Annotated in this window: 17 protein-coding genes; 13 read left to right on the top strand and 4 right to left on the bottom strand. The window is 63.3% G+C overall.

The window, feature by feature from the left end; translation table 11 throughout:
* Nucleotides 1–159: 159 nt before the first annotated feature.
* Nucleotides 160–1,962, bottom strand: a complete 1,803-nt coding sequence (locus NLY43_RS15990; RefSeq protein WP_023711277.1) for a dipeptide ABC transporter ATP-binding protein — start codon at nt 1,960–1,962, stop codon at nt 160–162.
* 191 nt (nt 1,963–2,153) lie between these two features.
* On the opposite strand from NLY43_RS15990, the gene NLY43_RS15985 reads away from it, so the two are divergent.
* From NLY43_RS15985 to NLY43_RS15950, 8 genes are all read left to right on the top strand, one after another.
* Nucleotides 2,154–3,512 carry an LLM class flavin-dependent oxidoreductase gene (locus tag NLY43_RS15985; protein ID WP_023668832.1) on the top strand — a complete coding sequence of 453 codons (1,359 nt, stop codon included), beginning with the start codon at nt 2,154–2,156 and terminating at the stop codon, nt 3,510–3,512.
* A gap of 15 nt (nt 3,513–3,527) precedes the next feature.
* Nucleotides 3,528–4,304 carry a DUF427 domain-containing protein gene (locus NLY43_RS15980; protein WP_023702355.1) on the top strand — a complete coding sequence of 259 codons (777 nt, stop codon included), beginning with the start codon at nt 3,528–3,530 and terminating at the stop codon, nt 4,302–4,304.
* A gap of 35 nt (nt 4,305–4,339) precedes the next feature.
* Nucleotides 4,340–5,983, top strand: a complete 1,644-nt coding sequence (locus NLY43_RS15975; RefSeq protein ID WP_023711276.1) for an ABC transporter substrate-binding protein — start codon at nt 4,340–4,342, stop codon at nt 5,981–5,983.
* A 37-nt stretch (nt 5,984–6,020) separates the two neighbouring features.
* The gene (locus NLY43_RS15970) at nt 6,021–6,980 is read left to right on the top strand and encodes an ABC transporter permease (RefSeq protein ID WP_023689971.1); all 960 of its coding nucleotides are present in this window, start codon (nt 6,021–6,023) and stop codon (nt 6,978–6,980) included.
* On the top strand, nt 6,977–7,858 hold the full coding sequence (locus tag NLY43_RS15965) for an ABC transporter permease (protein ID WP_023711274.1): 882 nt from the start codon (nt 6,977–6,979) through the stop codon (nt 7,856–7,858). The genes NLY43_RS15970 and NLY43_RS15965 overlap by 4 nt, the downstream gene beginning before the upstream one ends.
* 98 nt (nt 7,859–7,956) lie before the next feature.
* Nucleotides 7,957–8,442, top strand: a complete 486-nt coding sequence (locus NLY43_RS15960) for a hypothetical protein (RefSeq protein ID WP_023668827.1) — start codon at nt 7,957–7,959, stop codon at nt 8,440–8,442.
* Between the two features lie 167 nt (nt 8,443–8,609).
* The gene (locus tag NLY43_RS15955) at nt 8,610–10,049 is read left to right on the top strand and encodes an aldehyde dehydrogenase family protein (protein ID WP_023711273.1); all 1,440 of its coding nucleotides are present in this window, start codon (nt 8,610–8,612) and stop codon (nt 10,047–10,049) included.
* A 15-nt stretch (nt 10,050–10,064) separates the two neighbouring features.
* Complete coding sequence (locus NLY43_RS15950; protein ID WP_023711272.1) at nt 10,065–10,646, top strand: DUF1349 domain-containing protein; 582 nt, start codon at nt 10,065–10,067, stop codon at nt 10,644–10,646.
* A gap of 19 nt (nt 10,647–10,665) precedes the next feature.
* On the opposite strand, the gene NLY43_RS15945 is transcribed toward NLY43_RS15950, so the two are convergent.
* Complete coding sequence (locus NLY43_RS15945; RefSeq protein ID WP_023684245.1) at nt 10,666–11,445, bottom strand: helix-turn-helix transcriptional regulator; 780 nt, start codon at nt 11,443–11,445, stop codon at nt 10,666–10,668.
* A gap of 110 nt (nt 11,446–11,555) precedes the next feature.
* On the opposite strand from NLY43_RS15945, the gene NLY43_RS15940 reads away from it, so the two are divergent.
* The 5 genes from NLY43_RS15940 (at nt 11,556) to NLY43_RS15920 (ending at nt 18,902) form a co-directional block, all read left to right on the top strand.
* A complete protein-coding gene (locus tag NLY43_RS15940) occupies nt 11,556–13,715 on the top strand; it encodes a hydantoinase/oxoprolinase family protein (RefSeq protein WP_023711271.1) in 2,160 nt (719 codons plus the stop codon).
* Nucleotides 13,716–13,727: 12 nt separating this feature from the next.
* A complete protein-coding gene (locus NLY43_RS15935; protein ID WP_023711270.1) occupies nt 13,728–15,932 on the top strand; it encodes a hydantoinase B/oxoprolinase family protein in 2,205 nt (734 codons plus the stop codon).
* Nucleotides 15,929–16,414, top strand: a complete 486-nt coding sequence (locus tag NLY43_RS15930; RefSeq protein WP_023668821.1) for an acetone carboxylase subunit gamma — start codon at nt 15,929–15,931, stop codon at nt 16,412–16,414. The genes NLY43_RS15935 and NLY43_RS15930 overlap by 4 nt, the downstream gene beginning before the upstream one ends.
* Before the next feature lie 101 nt (nt 16,415–16,515).
* A complete protein-coding gene (locus tag NLY43_RS15925; protein WP_023711269.1) occupies nt 16,516–17,343 on the top strand; it encodes an SDR family NAD(P)-dependent oxidoreductase in 828 nt (275 codons plus the stop codon).
* A gap of 275 nt (nt 17,344–17,618) precedes the next feature.
* Nucleotides 17,619–18,902, top strand: a complete 1,284-nt coding sequence (locus NLY43_RS15920) for an O-antigen ligase family protein (RefSeq protein ID WP_023689977.1) — start codon at nt 17,619–17,621, stop codon at nt 18,900–18,902.
* Between the two features lie 10 nt (nt 18,903–18,912).
* On the opposite strand, the gene NLY43_RS15915 is transcribed toward NLY43_RS15920, so the two are convergent.
* Both NLY43_RS15915 and NLY43_RS15910 read right to left on the bottom strand, forming a co-directional pair.
* Nucleotides 18,913–20,004, bottom strand: coding sequence for an acyltransferase family protein (locus NLY43_RS15915; RefSeq protein ID WP_023711268.1), 1,092 nt, complete (start codon nt 20,002–20,004; stop codon nt 18,913–18,915).
* 177 nt (nt 20,005–20,181) lie between these two features.
* Complete coding sequence (locus NLY43_RS15910; RefSeq protein WP_032894632.1) at nt 20,182–21,405, bottom strand: polysaccharide biosynthesis/export family protein; 1,224 nt, start codon at nt 21,403–21,405, stop codon at nt 20,182–20,184.
* Between the last annotated feature and the right edge of the window lie 184 nt (nt 21,406–21,589).

Raw genomic sequence — 21,589 nt, 5'->3', positions numbered from 1 at the left:
TGCCGGTTCTAGCGCCATTGTCACCCACCAGGCCAAAAGCCTCGCCCTCATGATGTCGAGCGAGACATTGTCCAGCGCGCGGACGGCACCGAAATCCTTCACAATATGGGGACATCTCTTCGAATGCAGGCTTGTCGGTCAGCCTGGCCCGCTTTGCGATCAGAGATCGTCGCCGTCTCTCCAGCAGGCGATCAGATGACCGTCGCCGGCCTGCCTGACGGGTGGTTGCGCCTTTCGGCAATCGGGCAGCGCGACAGGACAGCGGGCGGCAAAGGGGCATCCGGAGGTCTCGGCATCGTGTGCCGCGACGTCGAGCTGAGCCGGAGCCTTCGGCGCCGTCTCATCCGAGGACGCGGCCAGAAGCAGCTTCGTGTAGGGGTGGTTGGGGCCACGGAAAATCTGCTCGGATGAGCCGGTCTCGACCAGCCGGCCGCGATAAAGCACGCCGATCCGGTCGGCCATATAGCGCACCACCCTGAGGTCGTGGCTGATGAACAGATAGGTGGTGTCCTTGTCGCGCTGCAGGTCGTTGAGCAAATTGAGCACGGTCGCCTGCACGGAAACGTCGAGCGCAGAGGTTGGCTCGTCCAGCACCACGAGCTTCGGCGCGCCGGCAAAGGCGCGCGCAATCGCCGCACGTTGGCGCTGGCCACCAGACAGCGATCTCGGCTTCTGGTCGACGGTCGTAGCGGCAAGACGAACCGAGGCCAGGAGATCGGCGACACGCTGCTTCACCTCGCTGCGGCCAAAGCCGGCGAGCCGCCGCAGCGGACGGCCGAGGATCCTGCCGATCCGCTGGCGCGGATTGAGCGTGCGGTCGGGTGACTGGAACACCATCTGCACGTCGCGCCGTTCGCTCAGGCTTCTTTTCTCGACGCGCGGCGCGACAGTGCTGCCGAACAGCTCGACCGACCCAGCGTCCGGCGTCTGGAGGCCAGTCACGATCCTTGCCAATGTCGACTTGCCGGAGCCGGATTCGCCGATCAGCCCGAACGTCTCGCCCTGGGCTATCTCCAGGTCGATATCGTGCAGGACGGCCTGGGAGCCGAAGGCGTGGCTGATGCCTTTGCAGGCGACGGCGATCGGACGTGCGGCTTCCGGTTGATCGCTGCGGACAGGCTTCGACGGGCCGGTTGTGTGCATCTCGGCCAGCCTGCCGTCGCGCTTGGTGAAGTTGAGCGCCGGGATCGAGGCGATCAGCGCCTTGGTGTAGGCGTGAACAGGGTTCTCGAAGACATCGTTGGCGATGCCGCTTTCGACCACCGTCCCCGACTGCATCACGGCCACCCGATCGCAGGCCCGGCGGACCATGTTGATGTCATGGCTGATCAGCAGAACGCTGGTTTGGTGATCGCGGCGCAAGTCCTGCAGGATGGCGACGATCTCGGACTGGACGCTGGCGTCAAGCGCCGTCGTCGGCTCGTCCAGCACCAGCAGCGACGGGTCGAGCGCAATGGCAATCGCGATGTTGGCGCGCTGCTGCATGCCGCCCGACAATTCGTGCGGATAGAGATCGAGCACCCGTTCCGGATTGCTCACCCTGACACGGATCAGCAGTTCGGCGGCGCGGGTGCGTGCTTCGTCCTGCCGAACCTGGCGATGCCGCATGATCGTTTCGGTGATCTGCCGGCCGATCGTCATGGCCGGATTGAGCGCCGCACCTGGATGCTGGTAGACAGCCGCGATGCGATCGCCCCTTAGCCGGCGAAGCTGCTCGCCGGAGAGACTGCGGATCTCGCGACCCTGGAATTCGAGCGCCGACGCGGCGATCCGGGCGTTGCGCGGCAGATAGCGCAGAATAGCGAGAGCCACCGAGCTCTTGCCCGATCCGGACTCGCCGACAAGGCCGAGCGCTTCGCCTTCGCCGATGGCGAGCGACACGCCGTCGACGGCCGGATGCGATCCCCGGCGTCCATCATAGGCGACGGTGAGCTGCTCGACCTTCAGAACCGATGACGACATGTCTTGCTGAAACCACTTTCTTTCGGCGCGGCCTTCAAGGGCAATCGCTTCCGCTTTCGCAACGCACAATCTATATAAAATTACTCGAATTAAGCTGGAGCGCAATCTACCTTTCATCGCTCAGGAGAGATTGTCGCAGCCGGTCGAGGCGTCGCGACGGTCCCTTGGAGCAGTTCTGCAAGGAGGCCGACATGGCACGCGACCACATGATCCTCAGCGCGTTTTTCTTCAACCCGCAGGGCGATCATCGCATGTCGTGGCGCCATCCGCGCGCGCCGGGCCGCGAAGTGCTCGACTTCGACTTCTACCGCGATCTCGTCCAGTCTGCCGAGCGCGCCAGGATCGATACGATCTTCGTCGCCGACCATGTCGCGATCTGGGATTCCGTACAGAGCGGCGTAGCCCATTACGCCAATGCCCGCCTGGAACCGCTGACGCTGTTGTCGGCGCTTGCCGGCGTGACCAGGCATATCGGCCTCATCACGACCGCCTCGAGCTCCTACAGCGAGCCCTACAATGTCGCCCGCATGTTTGCCTCGCTCGACCATATCAGCAAGGGCAGGGCGTCTTGGAATGTGGTGACGTCGGCCATGGACGAGGAGGCCCGCAATTTCGGCCGCGACGGCAATATCGAGCACGCCTTTCGCTATGAGCGCGCCACCGAATTCCTCGATATCGTCAAGGCGCTGTGGGACAGCTGGGAAGACGAAGCCCTGCTTATCGACAAGGCATCGGGCTATTTCGCCGATCCCGACAAGGTCCATGCGATCAACCACAAGGGCCCGCACTTCAAGGTGCGCGGACCGCTCAATGTCTCGCGCCCGCCGCAGGGCCATCCGCTGATCGTCCAGGCCGGCTCGTCCGAAGACGGCAAGAATTTCGCTACCGCGCACGCCGATGCGCACTTTGCCATCTACAGCACCAAGGAAGACGGCATCAAATATAGGCAGGACATCAACGAGCGCCTCGCCCGTTACGGTCGCAAGCCCGAGAGCTTCAAGATCCTGCCGGGCATCCTGCCGATCGTCGCAGCTTCCGAAGCGGAGGGACGCGAGCGGCAGGAGTATCTGCAGAGCTTGCTTCCCGATAGGGTCGGCATCGACCTTCTCTCGAGCTGGAGCGGCGTCGATCTCTCCGTATATCCGCCGGACGGCCCGCTGCCGCCGCTGCCGGACGAGAGCACCTTCAATGGCGGCCGCACCTCGCTCAATCGCGTCAAGGAATGGTCGAAGCAGAACCTCACTCTGCGCGAGATCGCTCGCAAGCTCGCCAACAGCGGTTCGGTGCCGACCGTCGTCGGCACACCGAACCAGATCGCAGATCAGCTGCAGGACTGGTTCGAGGCAGGTGCCGCCGACGGCTTCAACCTGATGTTCCCGCTGCTCCCGGAGGATTGGGTGAATTTTGCCGAGCAGGTCGTGCCGGAACTGCAGCGCCGCGGCGTATTCCCCACCGAATATGCGCCGGGGACGCTGCGTGATCGTTTCGGCCTGGCTCGGCCGGCCAACCGCTTCGCCGAACAGCGCGACAATGTGCGCGCCGTATCCTGACTTGGGGCAACTGATATGACCGGAGCGCCAAAACTTCAGCCCCGCGAAGCCACGGCTCCGCAGCTCATCAATGTTCTGCACAGCCCCAAGCGCATTCGGGTCAAATTCGCCGGCCGCACCATCGCCGACAGCCGCAACGTCCTGGTGCTGCGCTCCAACCATTTTCTGCCGATCTATTTCTTCCCGGCCTCCTCGGTGGACCGCTCGCTCTTGAAGCCGTCCGAGCGTCGCCAGCCGCATCCAGTCGGCGGCGAAACCACCTATTGGGACCTGGAGACGGGATCGAAAGCTTCTCCCAATGCGGCCTGGTCGTTTGTCGCGCCGCAGGATGAAAGCCTGTCGCCACTGGCCGGCCGCATCGCCTTCACCTGGAAAGCGGTCGACCAATGGTTCGAGGAGGAGGAAGAAGTCTTCGTCCACGCCCGCGACCCATACGCCCGCATCGACGCTCTGCAGAGTTCAAGCCATGTCCAGATCTGGTTCGACGGCGAAGTGATCGCCGACAGCCATCGCCCGGTGCTGCTGTTCGAAACGCATCTGCCGACGCGTTTCTATTTGCATCCGGACGATGTCAGGCTCGACCGTCTGGTCGACTCGGACAGCACGACGCGCTGTCCCTACAAGGGCATCGCCTCCTACTGGTCGGGCCGGCGCGCCGACGGCTCGGTGAGCCCCGATGTCGCCTGGAGCTACCGCGATCCCATTGCCGAAATGCCCAAGATCAGGGGCCTCATCGCCTTTTACCCGCAAGCCGTCGACCGCATCCATCTCGACGGCGAACCAGTCGCTTAAGCCATTCAACAGTCATTTCAGACAGGGGTTTCAGAATGACCAAACGCAACCACATCGATACGCTTCACAATCTGTCCGGCGACATCTGGAACGTCGCCGTCGATGAGCACCAGGCCGGCTTCCTCAAGCGCCGCGATCTGCTGAAATACGCAGCCTTGATCGGCCTCACCGGCTTTGCCGCCTCGCAGGGACCTGCTGGTTTCGGCACGGCGCGCGCTGCCGGCGCCGGCGGCACGGTCCGCGTTGGGCTCGGACAGCCGACCAAGGCGATCGATCCCGTCTCCATCACCGATCCGGCCAGCATCGGCGTCATCAGCCAGGTCGGCGAATATCTCATCCTCGACGATCCCAAGGACGGTCTGCAGCCCAAGCTCGCTCTGTCGTGGGAGGCCGACGAGACCGCCAGCCGCTGGACCTTCAAATTGCGGCCGGGCGTGAAATTCCACGACGGCCGCACCGTCACCGCCAAGGATGTGGTGGCGAGCTTCGAGCGGCTGGTCGATCCGGCCAGCGGTTCGTCCGCTTTGTCTGCCTATAAGGGCATCCTGTCCAAGGGCGGCGCCAAGGTCGTCGACGACCAGACAGTCGCCTTCGATCTCGACGGGCCCAACAGCAACTTCCCCTTCTATGTCTCCTCCGACGTCTACAACGCCGTAATACTGCCGGCCGACTATGCCGGCGATTTCGAGAAGAATTTCAACGGCACCGGCCCGTTCAAGCTCGAATCCTTCCGCCCCAAGCAGGGCGCCAGCTTCGTGCGCAACCCAGACTATTGGGGCGACAAGGCGCTGCCCGACCGCGTCGAGATCAAGTTCTTCGACGACGAGCAGGCGCAGGTGCTGGCGCTGCAGGCCGGCCAGCTCGACGTCATCCCGAGCACGACCCGGCTGGAATTGGCGATCGAGGGCAATCCCAACTTCAAGCTGCTCAGCGTGCAGGCAAGTTCGCATGACGAGGTGCATCTGAGGACCGACCAGGCGCCGTTCACCGACAAGCGCATCCGCCGCGCCTTGGCGCTCACCATCGACCGCGAGGCGGTGGTCAAGGGCTTGCTCAAGGGCCGCGCCATTGTCGGCAACGACACCCCGTTCGCGCCGATCTTCCCCTCGGCCGATCCGTCGGTGCCGCAGCGCAAGCAGGACATCGCCGAGGCCAAGCGCCTGCTTGGCGAAGCCGGCGTGCCGAACGGCTTCCCGGTGACGCTGACCACCGAGCGCGCCTATGACATTCCCGATTATGCCGTGCTGATCCAGAATTTTGCCAAGAAGGCCGGCATCGACATCAAGCTCAACGTGCTGCCGCAGGACGCCTATTATGGCTCGGCGAAGTTCGGCTCGTCGCCATGGCTCGATTCCAATCTCGGCATTACCGATTTCGGACATCGCGGCACGCCCGACATCTTCCTCAACGCGACGCTGAAGAGTTCGGGCGCCTGGAATGCGGCGCATTTCAACAACCCGGCCTATGACGGGCTGCTGCTCGAATATGGCAAGGCCCGCGACCTTCAGGCGCAACGCCTTGCCGCGGGCAAGATCCAGACCTTGCTGCTGGACGAGACGCCGCTGATCATCAGCTACTTCTCGCAATACAGCCGCATCGTCTCGTCGAAGGTCGAGGGCGTCCGCTTCACGGCGATCTCGCATCTGCTGCTCGACCGCGTGACGTTCGCCCAGGCATGATTGCGAGACGTCCAGCCACTCCGGGCACTAAAATCCGATGCTGACCGGCCGCACTGTGTCGGTGCGGGCAGCCTCGCTTCTGCTCACGCTGTGGCTGGTCAGCATGCTGGTGTTCTTCGCCGGGCAGGTTCTGCCCGGCGATGTCGGTCGCCTCATGCTCGGGCCGTTCGCCGATGCCGAGGCCGTCGCGGCGCTGAACAGGCAGCTCGGCGCCGACCAGCCGGTGCTCGTGCAATACTGGCACTGGTTCAGCAGCGTGCTGTCAGGCGACTTCGGCACCTCCCTGTCGCTGCGTCTGCCGGTGGCGCCCTTCGTTCTGGAAAGCCTCAAGCGCTCGGCGGCCCTTGCCGGAATTATCCTCGTCTTTCTGCTGCCGCTGGGCATCGGCGCCGGCATCGTCGCCGGTCTCAACCAGGGCCGCTTTATCGACCGCCTGATCGTACTCGCCGGCGTGTCCTTCGGCATTGTCCCGGACTTCGTCTCCGGCCTGCTGTTGCTCATCGTCTTCGGCCTGTGGCTGAACTGGTTCCCGATCACGGGCGCTGCTCCCGATGGCGCCGGGCTCTGGGTCAGTGGCTATTACCTGATCCTGCCGGCGCTGCCGCTGGTGCTGAACCTTGCCGGCTACATCGCCCGCATGACGCGGGCCGGCGTGATCGAGGCGCTGGCCGCCGACTATACGCGCACCGCCGTCCTGAAAGGCCTCGAGCGTCGCGAAATCCTCATCCGGCACGTGCTGCGCAATGCGCTGACGCCGACCATCGCCGTGCTCGCGACGCAGACCGGTTACATGCTTGGCGGGCTGGTGGTCATCGAAGCGCTGTTCGGCATACAGGGTCTCGGCAATCTGGTGCTCAACGCCGCCAAGTCGCGTGACTTCCCGATGCTCGAAGCCGGCGTGCTGGTCATGGCGACCATCTTCGTGCTGTCGGCCGCGGCAGGCGATCTCGTGAATGCCTTGCTCGATCCGCGGCAGCGCCGCCGTGTCTCGCCATGATGGAACTGATGGAATTGCCGGAGCGCCGTACGCTGGGCTGGCGGGCAGCAAGTCGCATCCGCGAGACTGTTTCGCAGCTGCCGCCCTCGGTCATCATCGGCTCGCTGCTCCTGCTGTTCTGGGTCGGCTGTGCCGTGTTTGGCAGCCTGTTTGTGCCCTACGATCCCTATGCCGAGGATTTCCTCGTCATGCTGGCGCCGCCCGACGCGGCGCACTGGTTCGGCACCGACCAGCTCGGTCGTGACGTGCTGTCGCGCATCGTCGTCGGCTCGCGTGACATCCTGCTGGTCGCGCCGGCAGCAACACTGCTCGGCGTTGCCGCCGGCAGCGTGCTTGGCCTCGTGCTCGGCTATTTCGACGGGCTGATCGACGCCATCGGCGCCAGGCTGCTCGACACGCTGATGGCTTTTCCCTTCATCGTGCTCGTCACCATGACGCTGGTCGCGCTCGGGCCGTCCAACCTCACCGTCATCCTGGTGATCGCCATCGCCTATGCGCCGCTGGTGGCGCGAACGGTGCGCGCCGCCGTGCGCGAACAGCGCGACCGCGACTATGTCAGCGCCGCCCGTCTCGGCGGCGAGAGCGCTCTTGCCATCATGTTCCTCGAGATCCTGCCCAATGTCAGGGAAACCATCCTCATCGAACTGGTCACAAGGCTTGGGTACGCCTTCTTCTCGATCGCGACGCTGAGCTTCCTCGGCCTCGGCATCCAGCCGCCTTCCGCCGATTGGGGGCTGGCCGTTGCCGACGGCTACGGCTTCCTGACCGGCGGCAAATGGTGGGTGGTGATCTTCAACTCGGCGGCCATCGTCTCGCTGGTCATGGCCACTAATCTGATCGCGCAAGGCATGGGCGCCTTCGAAAACAGCGACCGGTGAAGATCGGCGCTCACCAAAGCTGACGCGCAATTCAGGACCGTGCGCTAAAATCGCTCCTTGTGATTCGGCCCGGATCGGGCATCAGAACAAGGAACGGCATGAGCAAGGCTCTCTCCACATTCGCACTGGTCGCGGTGTTCACCGCATTGCTCATGGCGCTCAGCCTGGCGGTTGCCCGGCACGGCTATCCCTATGGCGCGATCGGGGTCCGGCGGCTGGACGGCATCGCCGATGCTGGCTCGTTCCTGCCGCTCGCCGCCGTCTATTTCTTCAGCGCCATGCTGATGATGATCCTGCCGATCCGCGCCGCCGGCATCGTGCTCACCCATGCGGCGGACGCGCTGTTCTGGGCGGTGATCGCCTTGTTCGCGACCATTGTCGGCTGCCTCGTCGCCCGCTGGGCCTTCGGCCAGAGCAGTGTGTTATGGGCGCTGCTCAACTGGCGCTTTCTGTTTGCCGCGGCAATCGTCGGCTGTCATTTCACCATGAACGAGCTGCGCCGTAACATCCTGCTCAGAAGCCTGTTCTTCGTCATCTTCGCCGCGGCAACGCTGGCTTGCCTGTTCTGGACTTTTCCGAGCTGACAGCGGCCTGCTTCATATCGTCCGTTTTGAGGTCGCGGCTTTCACAGCAGCGCGCCATCGGCTATCCAGTCCGCAGCTAGACGTCAGGCCTCACAGTGTCGTCATTTGTCTGATAAATGATTCAGGCATACGGCACCCCCAGCGAACCAATACAAGGAAACCGCGACATGACCCTGTTTCGTAAAAATCTGATCGATGGCGAGTGGGTGGGCGAAGCCGGCTCGCGCAACATCAACCCGTCCGATACCGGCGATGTCGTTGGCGAATATGCCTCGGCCGGTGCCGAACAGGCCAAGCAGGCCATCGCGGCGGCCAAGGCTGCTTTCCCGGCCTGGTCGCGTTCGGCGCCGCTGGTTCGCCATGCCGTGCTGAAAAAGGCGTCGGACGAGATCATGGCGCGCAAGGAAGAGATCGGCCGCGCGCTGTCGCGCGAAGAGGGCAAGACGCTGGCCGAAGGCATTGGCGAGACCATCCGCGCCGCCCAGATCTTCGATTTCTTCGCCGGCGAGACGCTGCGCCTGTCGGGCGAACTGGTACCCAGCGTTCGGCCCGGCGTCGGCGTCGAGATCACCCGCGAAGCCGTTGGCGTCGTCGGCATCATCACCCCGTGGAATTTCCCGATCGCCATCCCCACCTGGAAGATCGCGCCGGCGTTGGCCCACGGCAACACCATCGTCTTCAAGCCGGCCGAATTGGTGCCGGAGAGCGCCTGGACCATTGTCGACATCCTGCACCGCGCCGGCCTGCCGAAAGGCGTGCTCAATTTGGTCATGGGCAAGGGCTCGGTGGTCGGCCAGGCCATGCTCGACAGCCCCGACCTCAACGCCATCACCTTCACCGGCTCGGTCGGCACCGGCAAACGCGTGGCCGCGGCAAGCGTCGAGCACATGCGCAAGTTCCAGCTCGAAATGGGCGGCAAGAATCCGATGGTCGTGCTCGACGACGCCGACCTCGCCACGGCGGTCGAGTGCGCCATCAACGGCGCCTATTTCTCGACTGGCCAGCGCTGCACGGCCTCGTCGCGCCTGGTGGTGACCGAAGGCATTCATGACCGCTTCGTTGCCGTGCTCAAGGAGCGCCTGGAAAAACTCGTCATCGGCGATGCGCTTGATGCCAAGACCCAGATCGGGCCCGTCGTCGATGCGAGCCAGCTGAAGCAGGACGAGGACTATATCGCCATCGGCAGCCAGGAAGGCGCCAACCTCGCCTTCGGCGGCGAGCGGCTCGATCGCGAAACGCCCGGCTTCTACCTCAGGCCGGCACTGTTCACCCAGAGCACCAACGCCATGCGCATTTCGCGCGAAGAAATCTTCGGGCCGGTCGCCAATGTCATCCGTGTCAAGGATTATGACGAGGCGCTGGCGGTTGCCAACGACACGCCCTTCGGCCTGACGTCCGGCATCTGCACCTCGAGCCTCAAGCATGCCACGCATTTCCGGCGCAACTCCGAAGCCGGCATGGTGATGGTCAATCTGCCGACGGCAGGCGTCGATTTTCACGTTCCATTCGGCGGCCGCAAGGGCTCGAGCTACGGCCCACGCGAGCAGGGCCGCTACGCCGCGGAGTTCTACACAACGGTGAAGACAGCCTATACCTTTGCCGGCTGATCGGCGGGTGTATAGGTGACTTCGGCGAAAGAGGAACTGACCTGGCTCAACCCGCCGCCGCATCATGTTGTCGGTGACACTACGGTGCATGTGCGCACCGGCAAGGAAACCGACTTCTGGCGCGAAACCTTCTACGGTTTCTGGCGTGACAATGGCCATTTCCTCTACCGGTCGGTCGAGGGCGACTTCAGCGCCGAAGTCACCGTCAAGGGCGACTACAAGGTGCTCTATGACCAGGCCGGGCTGATGCTGCGGCTGAGCGAAACGCACTGGATCAAGGCCGGCATCGAATATACCGACGGGCTGGCGTATTTCTCTGTCGTCGTCACCAACGACACCTCCGATTGGTCGCTGCTCAGCATTCCCAACGATCCCGACGGCGTCCGCATCCGGCTGACCCGTCACGCCGAGGCGATCCGCGTCCAGTATCTTGATACCATCGACGGCAAGTGGAAGCCGGTGCGGCTGGCTTGTTTCCCGATCTCCAAATCCGTCGATGTCGGCATGATGTGCTGCTCGCCGCAGCGCGAAGGGTTTGAGGTAACATTCTCCGGCTTTACTGTCGGCCCGCCGATTTCCAGGCAATTGCACGACTGACGGCCATATCGATGGCGGACTAACCGTCTGCCCGATGCTGGAAGAACTGCAAAAACAGCTCCCGTTCGGTGGTGATGTCGAGCTTCTCGTAGATGCGGCGGCGGTGGTTCTTCACCGTGCCGACGGCGATGCCGAGCCGTTCCGCGATGTTGGCGGTCGGATGTCCCGCCAGGATCAACTGCACCAATTCCCGCTCGCGCAGCGACAGCTCCGGCCACAGGCTCGCCGGGATGGTCGGCTCCTGCCGGGGCGAGGCGCCGGGGCCGGTCGGCGCCGATGTGCGGGAGAACTCGGTGCCGCGCGCCTTGATGTCGAGCGCATGCAAGGCCTCGAACACCGGCAGCCGCTCGTCCAGCAGGGCGATCTCGCTCTCCTTGAAGGTGGAGGTCGAGCGGTCGAGGAAGATGCCGAGGCACCAGTCGCCGCCATCGGCCAGCATGATGCCGACCTCGTCGCAGATTTCCGACTGCGCCAGGAAGCCCGCTATGTACTGGCCGCGCTTGGCCTCGTCATCGGCAAGCCGCTTCAGCGGCAGGATGCCCAGCCTCTGCTCACGCCGCCACGAGGCATAGAACGGGTCGAAGACGTAGTAATTGTCGAGATAGCGCCGGACCATCTCGTCGGAGAAGCGCCGGTGCTTGATGAATTCCGGCGTCTGCGTCGCCGAATATCGGGTCACGGTGACGAGATCGTGCTCGATATCGGCGCCGATCAGGTCAATCAGGCAGTCGACATGCCTGTCCGTACCGGTGGCGGCAATCGCCCTGGCGAGCGGCCCCCAGATATTGCCCATGCGCATGCCCTTTTCTCGGCGATCCCGGTCCGGCAGTCATTGTGTCTTTTGGCATATGGCGCAAGGCCGCCCAAGGAATCTAGCTTGAGCCATCCTAGAGCAATCCTGAGGCGACCGTGACCCAACCCAACCTCACCAGCCCCATCGTCGGCAATCCAATCGTCATCGGCATCGACGCCGGCGGCACCATGACCGACACGATCCTTGTCGACCAGGACGGCCACTTCAAGATCGGCAAGTCGGCAACCACGCCGAAGAACGAGGCCGAGGGTTTCCTGGCCTCGGCCGAGGATGCGGCCGATGCCTGGGGCATCTCGCTGGAGCAGCTCTTTTCCGGCGTCAACGTCGTGCTCTATTCCGGCACTGGCATGCTCAACACGCTGCTGTCGCGCACCGGCCGCCGACTCGGCCTGATCACCACCAAGGGTCTGGAAGACATGATCCTGATGGGCCGCGGCCTGCAGGCCTGGGCCGACTATTCCTATGCCGACCGGCTGCATGCGGTGACCCACCATCATCCCGATCCGCTGGTGCCGCGCCGTCGCACCCATGGCGTCACCGAGCGCATCGACCAGTTCGGCGACATCGTGCTGCCGCTCTACGAGCATGAGGTCGCGACTGCAGCCAGGAAGCTGATCGCCGACAAGGTCGAGGCGATCTGCATCATGACCATCTTCTCGCACGTCAATCCGGTGCACGAGAAGCGCATCGCCGAGATCTGCCGCGAGGAAGTGCAGAAGGCCGGCGCCGACATTCTCGTCTACACCAGCCACGAAGTCCGCCCGGTCATTCGCGAACAGTCGCGGCTGAACTCGGTGCTGATCGAGGCCTACGCGACGTCGCGCGGCCGCAAGCAGCTTAGGGGTATCGAGGACGTCTCGAAGAAATACGGCTTCAAATACGGCGTGCAGACTTTGCTCTCCTTTGGCGGCCTGACCTCGATCAATCATCCGCGCCTGCACGAAACCATGATTTCGGGCCCGATCGGCGGTATTCTCGGCGCGGCCTATGTCGGCAAGCTCATCGGCAACGACTCCCTGATCTGCTCGGACATGGGCGGCACCTCCTTCGACATGGGCGTCATTTCGCCCGGCCAGACGCGGATCGAGAACGAGCCGCTGATGGACCGTTTCAAGCTCAACGTGCCGACGTTGCATCTCGACACGATCGGCGCCGGCGCCGGCATGATCCTCAAGGTCGACCCGCTGACCAAGAAAGTCTCGCTCGGGCCGGAAAGCGCCGGTTCCGACCCCGGCCCCATCTGCTTCGCCAAGGGCGGCACTGAACCCACCATCGCCGATTGCGACGCCATACTAGGCCGCCTCAACCCGTATTATTTCCTCGGCGGCAAGGTCGTCTTGCAGGTCGAGAAGGCGCGCAAAGCGTTTGAGGAAAAATGCTCCAGCATCCTTGGCGTCGGGGTCGAGGAGGCTGCCGAAGGCATGATCGACATGCTGGAAGCCGATGCCAACAACGCGCTGCGCCGGGTCATTTCCGGCCAGGGCATCCATCCCTCGGAATTCACGCTGCTGTCCTATGGCGGCTCGGGTCCGCTGCATCTGGCCGGCTGCTCCAGGGGCATCGGCTTCAAGGACATCATCACCTTCCAGTTTGCCGCCGCCTTCTCGGCCTTCGGCTGCACCACCGCCGATTTCATGCGTCGGCATTCGGTGTCGACGCAGCACGACATCGGCGCCCGCGCAAGCGATAACGAGCTGCTCGCTTTCGGCAAGAAGGTCACCGACGTCTGGAATGATCTCACCAAGGCGGCGGTCAACGAGATGATCAGCGACGGCCATATCAGAGACAAGATCAAGACCGTGCCGTTCCTGATGATGCGCTACACCGGCCAGCTCGAGGATGTCGAGGTCATGGCACCGCTTGCCGAGGTCAATTCGGCTGACGACATGCGTAGGGTCATCGACGAGTTCGAGGCGGTCTACGCCAAGGTCAACCATCGCGTTTCGCGCTATGGCGAAGCCGGCTTCACCATCACCGAGCTCGGATTGATCGCCACCGCCGACAAGGTCAAGCCGGTGCTCTTGAAGCGCCCGCTCGGCAAGTCGGCCCCGGCAGCAGCGCACAAGGGCGTGCGCGAGGCCTATATCGGGGGACGCTGGCACAAGGCCAATCTCTACGAGATGGACCTACTGCAGCCCGGTCATGAGGTGATCGGTCCGGCCATCATCGAACATCCCGCCACCACGCTCGTTGTTCATCCGCAGGACCGTGTCCACGTCGATGAGTGGACGCTGCTGCATTACACCCATTCTTGAAAGGGCACCGCCATGTTGGACAGACCTGCCTCGGCCCTGCGCCTTCGCGAACGGCTGCTCGATTCAGAACGGCTGATGGAAGAGACCGGCTGCTATGACGGCATCACCGAGCTCACGCTACGCAACCAGGACCCGCTGAAATTCGAGACGCTGCACACCAAGCTGCGTGCCTATTGCGTCTCGGCCCGCGAAATGGCCCGCCGCATCTCGGCCTCGCCCGGCGTGCGCGAAGTCGGCGAAATGGTGGTGGCGATCTATACGCCCGAGGGCGATGCGATCGCGCTGTCCAACGGCATCATGGTCCACGTCCACACGATGAGCCGCTTCATCAAATGGATGATCGAGAACAATTACGAGGAAAACCCGAAGATCCGCGAAGGCGACATCTTTGCCAACAACGATGCCTTCATCGGCACAGTGCAGGTGCCCGACGTCATGGACGTGGTGCCGATCTTCCATGAAGGCACGCTGGTCGGCTGGGCCGGTGCGGTCTGCCACGAGCTCGAAGCCGGCGGCATCACGCCCGGCGGCGACGTCTGCCTGGCGCAGGAGCGCTTCACCGAAGGCCTGTTCGTCTGCGCCGAGAAGATCGGCGAGAATGACGAGATCCGCCGCGACTACGTCATCCGCTGCGAGCGCAATCTACGCATGCCGATCTACTGGGTGCTCGACGAGAAGGCCAAGGTCGCCTCCTGCATCGACATGCGCGAAAGCGTCAAGCAGCTGATCTCGGAGATCGGCCTCGACTACTGGATGAAGGTATCGAAGGAGTTCATTGAGGAGGGTCGTCGTGCCCAGCTCGCCCGCACCCGCCAGCTCACCGTGCCCGGCATCTATCGCGGCCACACCTTCTATGGCCATGTCACGACGGGCAAGCCCGGCTTCCAGCTGCTTGGCGATCCCGACTGGCTCTACAACATCCCGATCGAGATGGAGATCACCACCGACGGCAAGATCACCATGGACTTCGAGGGCACGCAGCCCTGGGGCTACCATTCGATGAACTGCACGCCGGCCGGCATGGATGGCGGCATGTTCGTCACCTTGACCCAGCACATGAATTTCGAGGGCCTGGTCAATGACGGCGCCTGGATGGCGACCGAGCTGAAGCTGCCGCACGGCACCTGGACCAATCCCGACAATGAGATGGTGGCGACCGCCACATCCTGGGCGCTGCTGCTGCCGGCCTATGGCGTGTTCCAGCGCCTTTTGTCGCGCGGCTTCGTCGCGCGCGGCTTCGTCGAGGAAGCCTTCGTCGGCCAGGTCAACAGCCCGATGATCGAGATGGGCGGCGAAAGCCAGTACGGCACGCCGTTCGGCATGGCGCATTTCGAATGCGCCGCCGCCGGCTCCGGCGCGCTCGCCATCGCCGATGGCCTCGACACCGCCTATGTCGGCTGGAATCCGGAATCCGACATGGGCAACATTGAGGTCTGGGAACAGTCGATGCCGATGGTCTATATCGGCCGCTCGATCATGCCCAATTCGGGCGGGGCCGGCAAATATCGCGGCGGCTGTTCCTTCGTCTCGACCTGGCTGATCAACAAGACCTCGCACCTGCGACTGCACACCTCGGAACACTCCTCGCGGGTATTCGACAATGGCGGCATGTGCGGCGGTTATCCCGCGCCGACCTGCCAGAAGCATCGCGCGGTGCGCAACTCCAACATCCACGAACTGGCGGCAAAAGGCGAACCGCTCGCGCATGCCCCAGGTATCGATCCGCATGTCTCCGACTACGAGAAGAACATCGGCGGCGACCATGCCGTGGTCGAAGGCCCCTACATCACCTCGCCGCACAAGTCGGGGGACATCTTCAGCCATTCCTACAATGGTGGCGGCGGCTACGGCGACGTGCTGGAGCGCGATCCGGTCAAGACCGCCTGGGATGTCGAGAACGGTTTTCTCACCCGCCAGGCGGCGATCCAGATTTTCGGCATCGTGCTGAAGGACGACGCCGAGGGTTATCCGGTTGCCGATATCGACGCCACCGTCGAACGTCGTGCCGCCATGCGCAGAGAGCGTCTGGCCAAGGCGATCCCGGTTTCGGACTGGATCGCTGCCGAACGCGGCCGTGTCGAGAAGGCCGACTTCGCGCCCGAGGTGAAGAAAATGTATGCCAGCGCGATCAAGCTATCGTCGCGCTTCACCAGGGATTTCAGTGATTTCTGGACTGTCGACGCCAGATCGATCTTCATGCCGGGAGCAAAGCCATGACCTCATACAGCAAGGAAGTCCTCGGCGATCTCTCAGCCGGCAAGCTGCCCTGGCCGCAGACAAAGCGCATCATGAGCGCCTACAAGGACGACGACCGCTTCTTCAAGATGCTCGCCGTCTATCAGGACCGTGTCGCATGGAAGGACCCGATCCTGCTGCCGGTCTCGGATCACCTCTTCATCTGCCAAAGCGGCGATGAACGGATCACCCGCTGCGAATGCGGCCACTCCTTCGGCGACTACCGCAAGAACTGGAAGCTCAAGGCTGCGATCAACGTGCGAAACACCGAGGAAGCGCTGCGCGAGATCTATCCCAACAGCGATATCCCCGATCCGCAATGGATGGAAATTCGCGAATTCATCTGTCCACAATGCGGCACCATGCACGAAGTGGAAGCGGCGGCGCCGGGCTACCCGATCGTCCATGATTTCGAGCCAGATCTCGAAGGCTTCTACCGCGAGTGGCTGGGCAAACCGCTTTAGCGAAACTCGATGTTACGGCCGCGTTGCCGGCAAGGTAGCGCTCCTAGCCGGCGACGGACTATGAATAAACGCATCGTACGTCGCATCGGAGACTGCCCACCATGACAGACCTTTCCGGCCGCAGCGCCATCGTCACCGGCGGGTTTTCCGGCATGGGTTTCGCCATTGCTACGGCCCTGGCGCAAGCCGGCGCCAATGTCGCCGTCGGCTCCTACATCGCGCCCGCCAGCGCCGACAGATCCGACGCCGCCTACTATCCCGGCGCCGATGAACTCGAGGGCGTGCGGTTGGCCCTGTCGGCACACGGCACCAAGGTTTGTGCCGCCCATCTCGATGTCCGCGACAGCGAGGTGACCAACCGGTTTGCAGCCGACGTGCAGGCCGCCATCGGCCCGGCCGACATACTGGTCAATGCCGCGGGCACCACCGCCGAACAGCCGGTCTGCGGCCATTCCGACGCGCTGTGGGACAAGATCGTCGACACCAATCTCAGCGGAGCGTTCCGCGTCACCCGAGCTGTGCTGCCCGGCATGATCGAGCGCGGCTGGGGCCGTATCGTCAACATCGGCTCGACGGCGGCTTCCGTCGGCTGGAAGGACAACCCGGCCTACTGCGCCTCGAAGGCCGGGCTGCTCGGCCTTACCCGCTGTGTAGCGCTGGAAGGCGCCGCGCACGGTGTCACTTGCGTCATGATCAGCCCGACCTGGGTCGAGACCGAACTGATGCGCCGCAACGTGGCGCAGGTCGTCGAGCGTGAGGGCAAGGGCAGAACCGCCGAGGAAGCGATGGCCGAGATCGCCAAGGGCAATCCCCAGCAGCGCATGCTGCAGCCGCAGGAAATCGCGGCTCTAGCCGTGTTCCTGTGCTCGGATCTGGCCAAGGGCATCACCATGGAAAACATCCAGGTCACCGGCGGAGCGCTGTGGTAGCGGCCACAGTTTGAATTTTCGAACAAGCGAGCCGCATTAACGCCATTTGTCGGTTGCATGGTCGTTTTGGCCCTGCCTGCAGCAACTTTACCCCTCGCGGCAAATTTACCATTGAGTGACAGGCGATCGAGGTTATATTGTGCACTGCACAATGGATGCCCGCTGATCGGGGTCCGGCAAGGGCAGGTTCCGGCGATCGCGCATGACGCAGAAAAGCCGACCATGGGCGCTTCAGCCCAGCCGAAAGGCGGCAGCATGAGAAATCCGGTACGGATATGAAGATCCCGAAATCCATTCTGATCGATCCGGACAACAACAAGGCCTATGCCGCCTTCGCCGTTGCGGTGTCGGTCTTTGCCTTCGCCTACTCCACCAATTTCGGCCAGATCCTGATCCTCGCCTACTATCTGGTATGGCTGCCGCTGCTGTTCGTCGATTACCGGCGTTTCGCCCGCGATCTCTCCAGCGCCTGGCTGCCGCTGCTGTTTGCGGCCTATGTCTGCCTGTCGCTGTTCTGGTCGCAAGCGGCCGGCACCAGCGCGCGGGCGGGGCTGCAATATTTCTCCCACATGCTGTGCGCCTACATCGCGGCGCGCACCATCAGCACGCGCACGCTGGTGCTGGGCTCGCTGATCGGCATCTTCATCGTGCTGCTGTATTCGCTGAAGGTTGGCGCCTATGCGCTCGACACTATCGACGGCACCACCAATTTCGTCGGCGCCTTCGGCTCCAAGAACCAGATCGGCTTCTTCGCCTCGCTCGGCATCTTCTTCTGCTTCGCTTTTCTGGCCTTCTACCGGCGCAACTGGATGAGCTTCGTCTGGACCGCGCCGATCATCCTGCTGTCGGTCTATATGCTGGCGATCGCCCACTCGGCGACGTCGGTCGCTTCGCTTCCGGCGGTGATCGGTGTCGTTGCCTTGCTTGCGATGAGCAAGGTTCTGTCACGCCGCTACCGCCGCGTGCTGTTCGTCGTCGGCGCTACCGCGCTGGTCGGCGGTGTGATGGCTGCGCTGAACCTTGGCCTGCTCGATGTCGTGCTCGGCATCTTCGGCAAGGATTCGACGCTGACCGGCCGCACCTATCTCTGGGAACAGGGCTGGGCCGCCGCGCAGCAGCGTCCGGTGCTCGGTTATGGCTATGCCGCCTACTGGATCCAGGGTTTTGCCGATCCGGAACGGCTCTGGGCCGAGTTCTACATCTCCACCCGCACCGGCTTCCATTTCCACAACACCTATATCGAGACGCTGGTCGAGCTCGGCTTCATCGGCGTGACGATGCTGGCGCTGATCATCCTGCGCTCCTTCTGGGGCCATGTTTCGAAGGTGGTGTTCGGTGACTGGAGCGCCGATTCAGTGGTGCTCGCCGGCGCGGTCGGCATGATGCTGATCCGCTCCTTCTTCGAGGTCGAGATCCTCGGCCCCTATTTCATGGCCTCGTTCATCGTCTATTACGGCCTGTTCAAGCTGCGCCCGGTGCCGCTCGCCAGGGCAAGGCGGGCCTATGTTCCGGTGCCGGACGAGAACACCGCCAACGGCCGCATGCCGGCGCGCGTCTGACTTGCTTATCTCAGGCGACGGCGCGCTTGCGCAGCATCAGCCGCTGCAGGAAGCGGCGCAACGGCTCGTCATAGAGGCGCGTGGCGATGTCGGCGATGACGATGACGGAAACCGCCATGACGATGCCGAACCAGGGATGATGCGCGAACGGGTCGATCGCTGCGGCCTTGCCCGCCCCGGCGATGATCATCAGCAGCGGCGTGTGGATGATGTAGATTGGGTAGGAAATCCGCCCCAGCCAGCCATAGAGGCCTGACAGGCGCGGCGCCGTCGGCGCAATAGTGCCGACCACCACCAGCGCCGGGAAAACAAAGACGACGCAGGCGAGATCGTAGGCGACGCGCGCGCCGCCGACCGGCGCGATGGCAAAGACAACGAGCGTCAGTGCGATCGCGGCCTCTATCCACCAGCCGCGCCGCAGAAAGCCGAGCCCGCTTTGATAGCGTGTCATGGACCGGCAAAGCAGCACGCCCAGGAAGAACGAGAAACAGACGCGTGGCAGGCCGCTGATGATAGTCGATCCGGTCATGCCGAAGTCGAGGGTGCCGGCAATGATAGAGACGACCACCAGCAACACCAGACTGACGGCGATGAGCGTGCTCAGCACGCGTTTCGTCAGCAGGAAGAAGACGGCGACATAGGCTATGTTGACGATCAGCTCGAAGAACAGCGACCACGACGCGGGGTTGAGCGGAAAGATCGTGTGATAGGCATCGCTGACCAGCGGGATGAAGAACATGCCGGTCGTCAGCATGGTGCCGATCTCGGAGATCGGCATGTATTCCGCCGGAATCAGCCGGTTCTTGACGACGAGATAGAAGAAACCGAGCAGCGTGCCGGCGAGGTAGAGCGGGTAGAGGCGTATCAGGCGGATCGCCACGAAGGTGCCGACGCCCATGCCGTTTTCGATCTTGCGGTCATAGGCATGCGCGATGACGAAGCCGCTGAGCAGGAAGAACAGGTCGACGGCCAAATAGCTCGACGGCAGCACCTTGCCGGCGGCCAGGAACGGCGAGAAGTGGTAGAGCATGACGCTGATCGCCGCGACGCCGCGGATGGCATCGAGATTGAGGTAGACGTGGCGCGGTGCGGCGGGCTGCATGGAATGCCTTCAAGCGGTCGAAAAACGGAAGTTCCCGCCCGCACCCTGGCGCGAACGAGCCGAACTGGTTCCTCCCGCCTCCATCGCGCGGGCCTCGCCGAGCGAGCCCGAGCGCTAGAGCAATTCCGGGAAAAGTGGGAAACGGTTTTCCGTCCGGAATTGCTCCAAACAAACAGGTTACTGGCTGGCCGTCGGCGCCAGCTTCACCTTGATGACGTCGCCCGGCAGCACCGGCGTATCTTCCTTGGCGTCGATCTCGCTGGTCTTGCCGTCCGTCACGCGCACCAGCGAATAGATGAGCGCCGGCTCTTCATTGTGGTTTGTGATGGCGGCGGTCGTGGCCGGGTCCGATGCCTGGGCCATCAGGCCCTGTTGCATGTTGACCCTGAGTGCGGCTTCGTTGAGGTCTGCTTCGACCTGCTGCCGGTCGGCGGCAAGTCTCGAGTTCAACGTGTTCTGGGCATCGATGGCATCCTGCGTCGCCTTGCTGACCGACTGCTTGGCGGTGAGGATCGCCGTCTCATAGTCCAGGATCTTGCCCTGCAGATCGGTGACCGACTGTTGCGAGGAAAGCAGGCGTGCGTTGGCGACCAAGCCCTTTTGCGCCAGCGGACCGATACTGTCCGCCTGCTGCTGCGCCAGGTCGACCTGCTTTTGCTGGTTGACGATCTTTTTCTGCAGCGCCTCGATTTCGGACTGCAGGACCCCTTTCAGATCGTCAAGCGCCTGCAGCTTCAGCTTCAACGCTTTCTGGTCGGAGATCAGGATCTGCATTTCGTCGGCGACGATTGTCGCCAGGCGCGGGTCGCCCTCGACTTCCTTAGGCGCCTCGAAACTCTCCTTGCCGGCGAGATCGGCATCGATGCGGGCACGCTTGACGATCAACCGCACGCGCTGGTCGTCATAAATGTCGAAATTGCCCTTGGCGGTGATCAGATCCTTGCCGAGCTGGGTGCCGAAATCGGCGTTGCGCCGGATGCCGCCGGCGATGCTGATCGCCTTGAGCACGGTCAGCTCCGGCACATAGGGAAACTGGCCAGGCGTCTGGATCTCGCCCGAGATGTAGAACGGCCGGAACTGCACCATTTCCACCGAGGCTTCCGGCTTGTCCGACAAGGCAAGCTTGCGCTGCAGGGCGACGCTGATCGCGGTCGCAACCTCCGACGTGGTCTTGCCGGCGGCCGGCAGTTCGCCGACGAACGGCACCGACAAATTGCCGGCTGGACCGACCGAATATTCGCCGTTTACCGCCGACCAGTCACGGAACGTGCCTTCCACCGTCTGCCACTCGGCGACGCGGATGTTGAGCTTGTCCTGCGAGCCGAGCCGGTACTCGTCGGCCATGGCCGGAACCGCGAGCGACAGAGCGAGGCACGTGGCGACGAGCCGTGCCGGCCGCATCGGGCCGGCAAGGCGAAAATACGCTGATATGTCTGTTTTCAACTGAACGTTTCCGATCCGTTTTGGCCCCATCCGCCCGATAGGCCTGCTGCCGAGTGCCTCCTTCGGAACCTGGCAGAATACTATGGCTGCAATGCGAGACCGGCCCATCGCCGAATAGCTTTGGACCGGATTGGCTTCGGGC

Source organism: Mesorhizobium sp. C416B (genome assembly GCF_030323165.1).
Lineage (GTDB): Bacteria > Pseudomonadota > Alphaproteobacteria > Rhizobiales > Rhizobiaceae > Mesorhizobium.
This window is presented reverse-complemented; position numbering and strand designations above follow the sequence as displayed.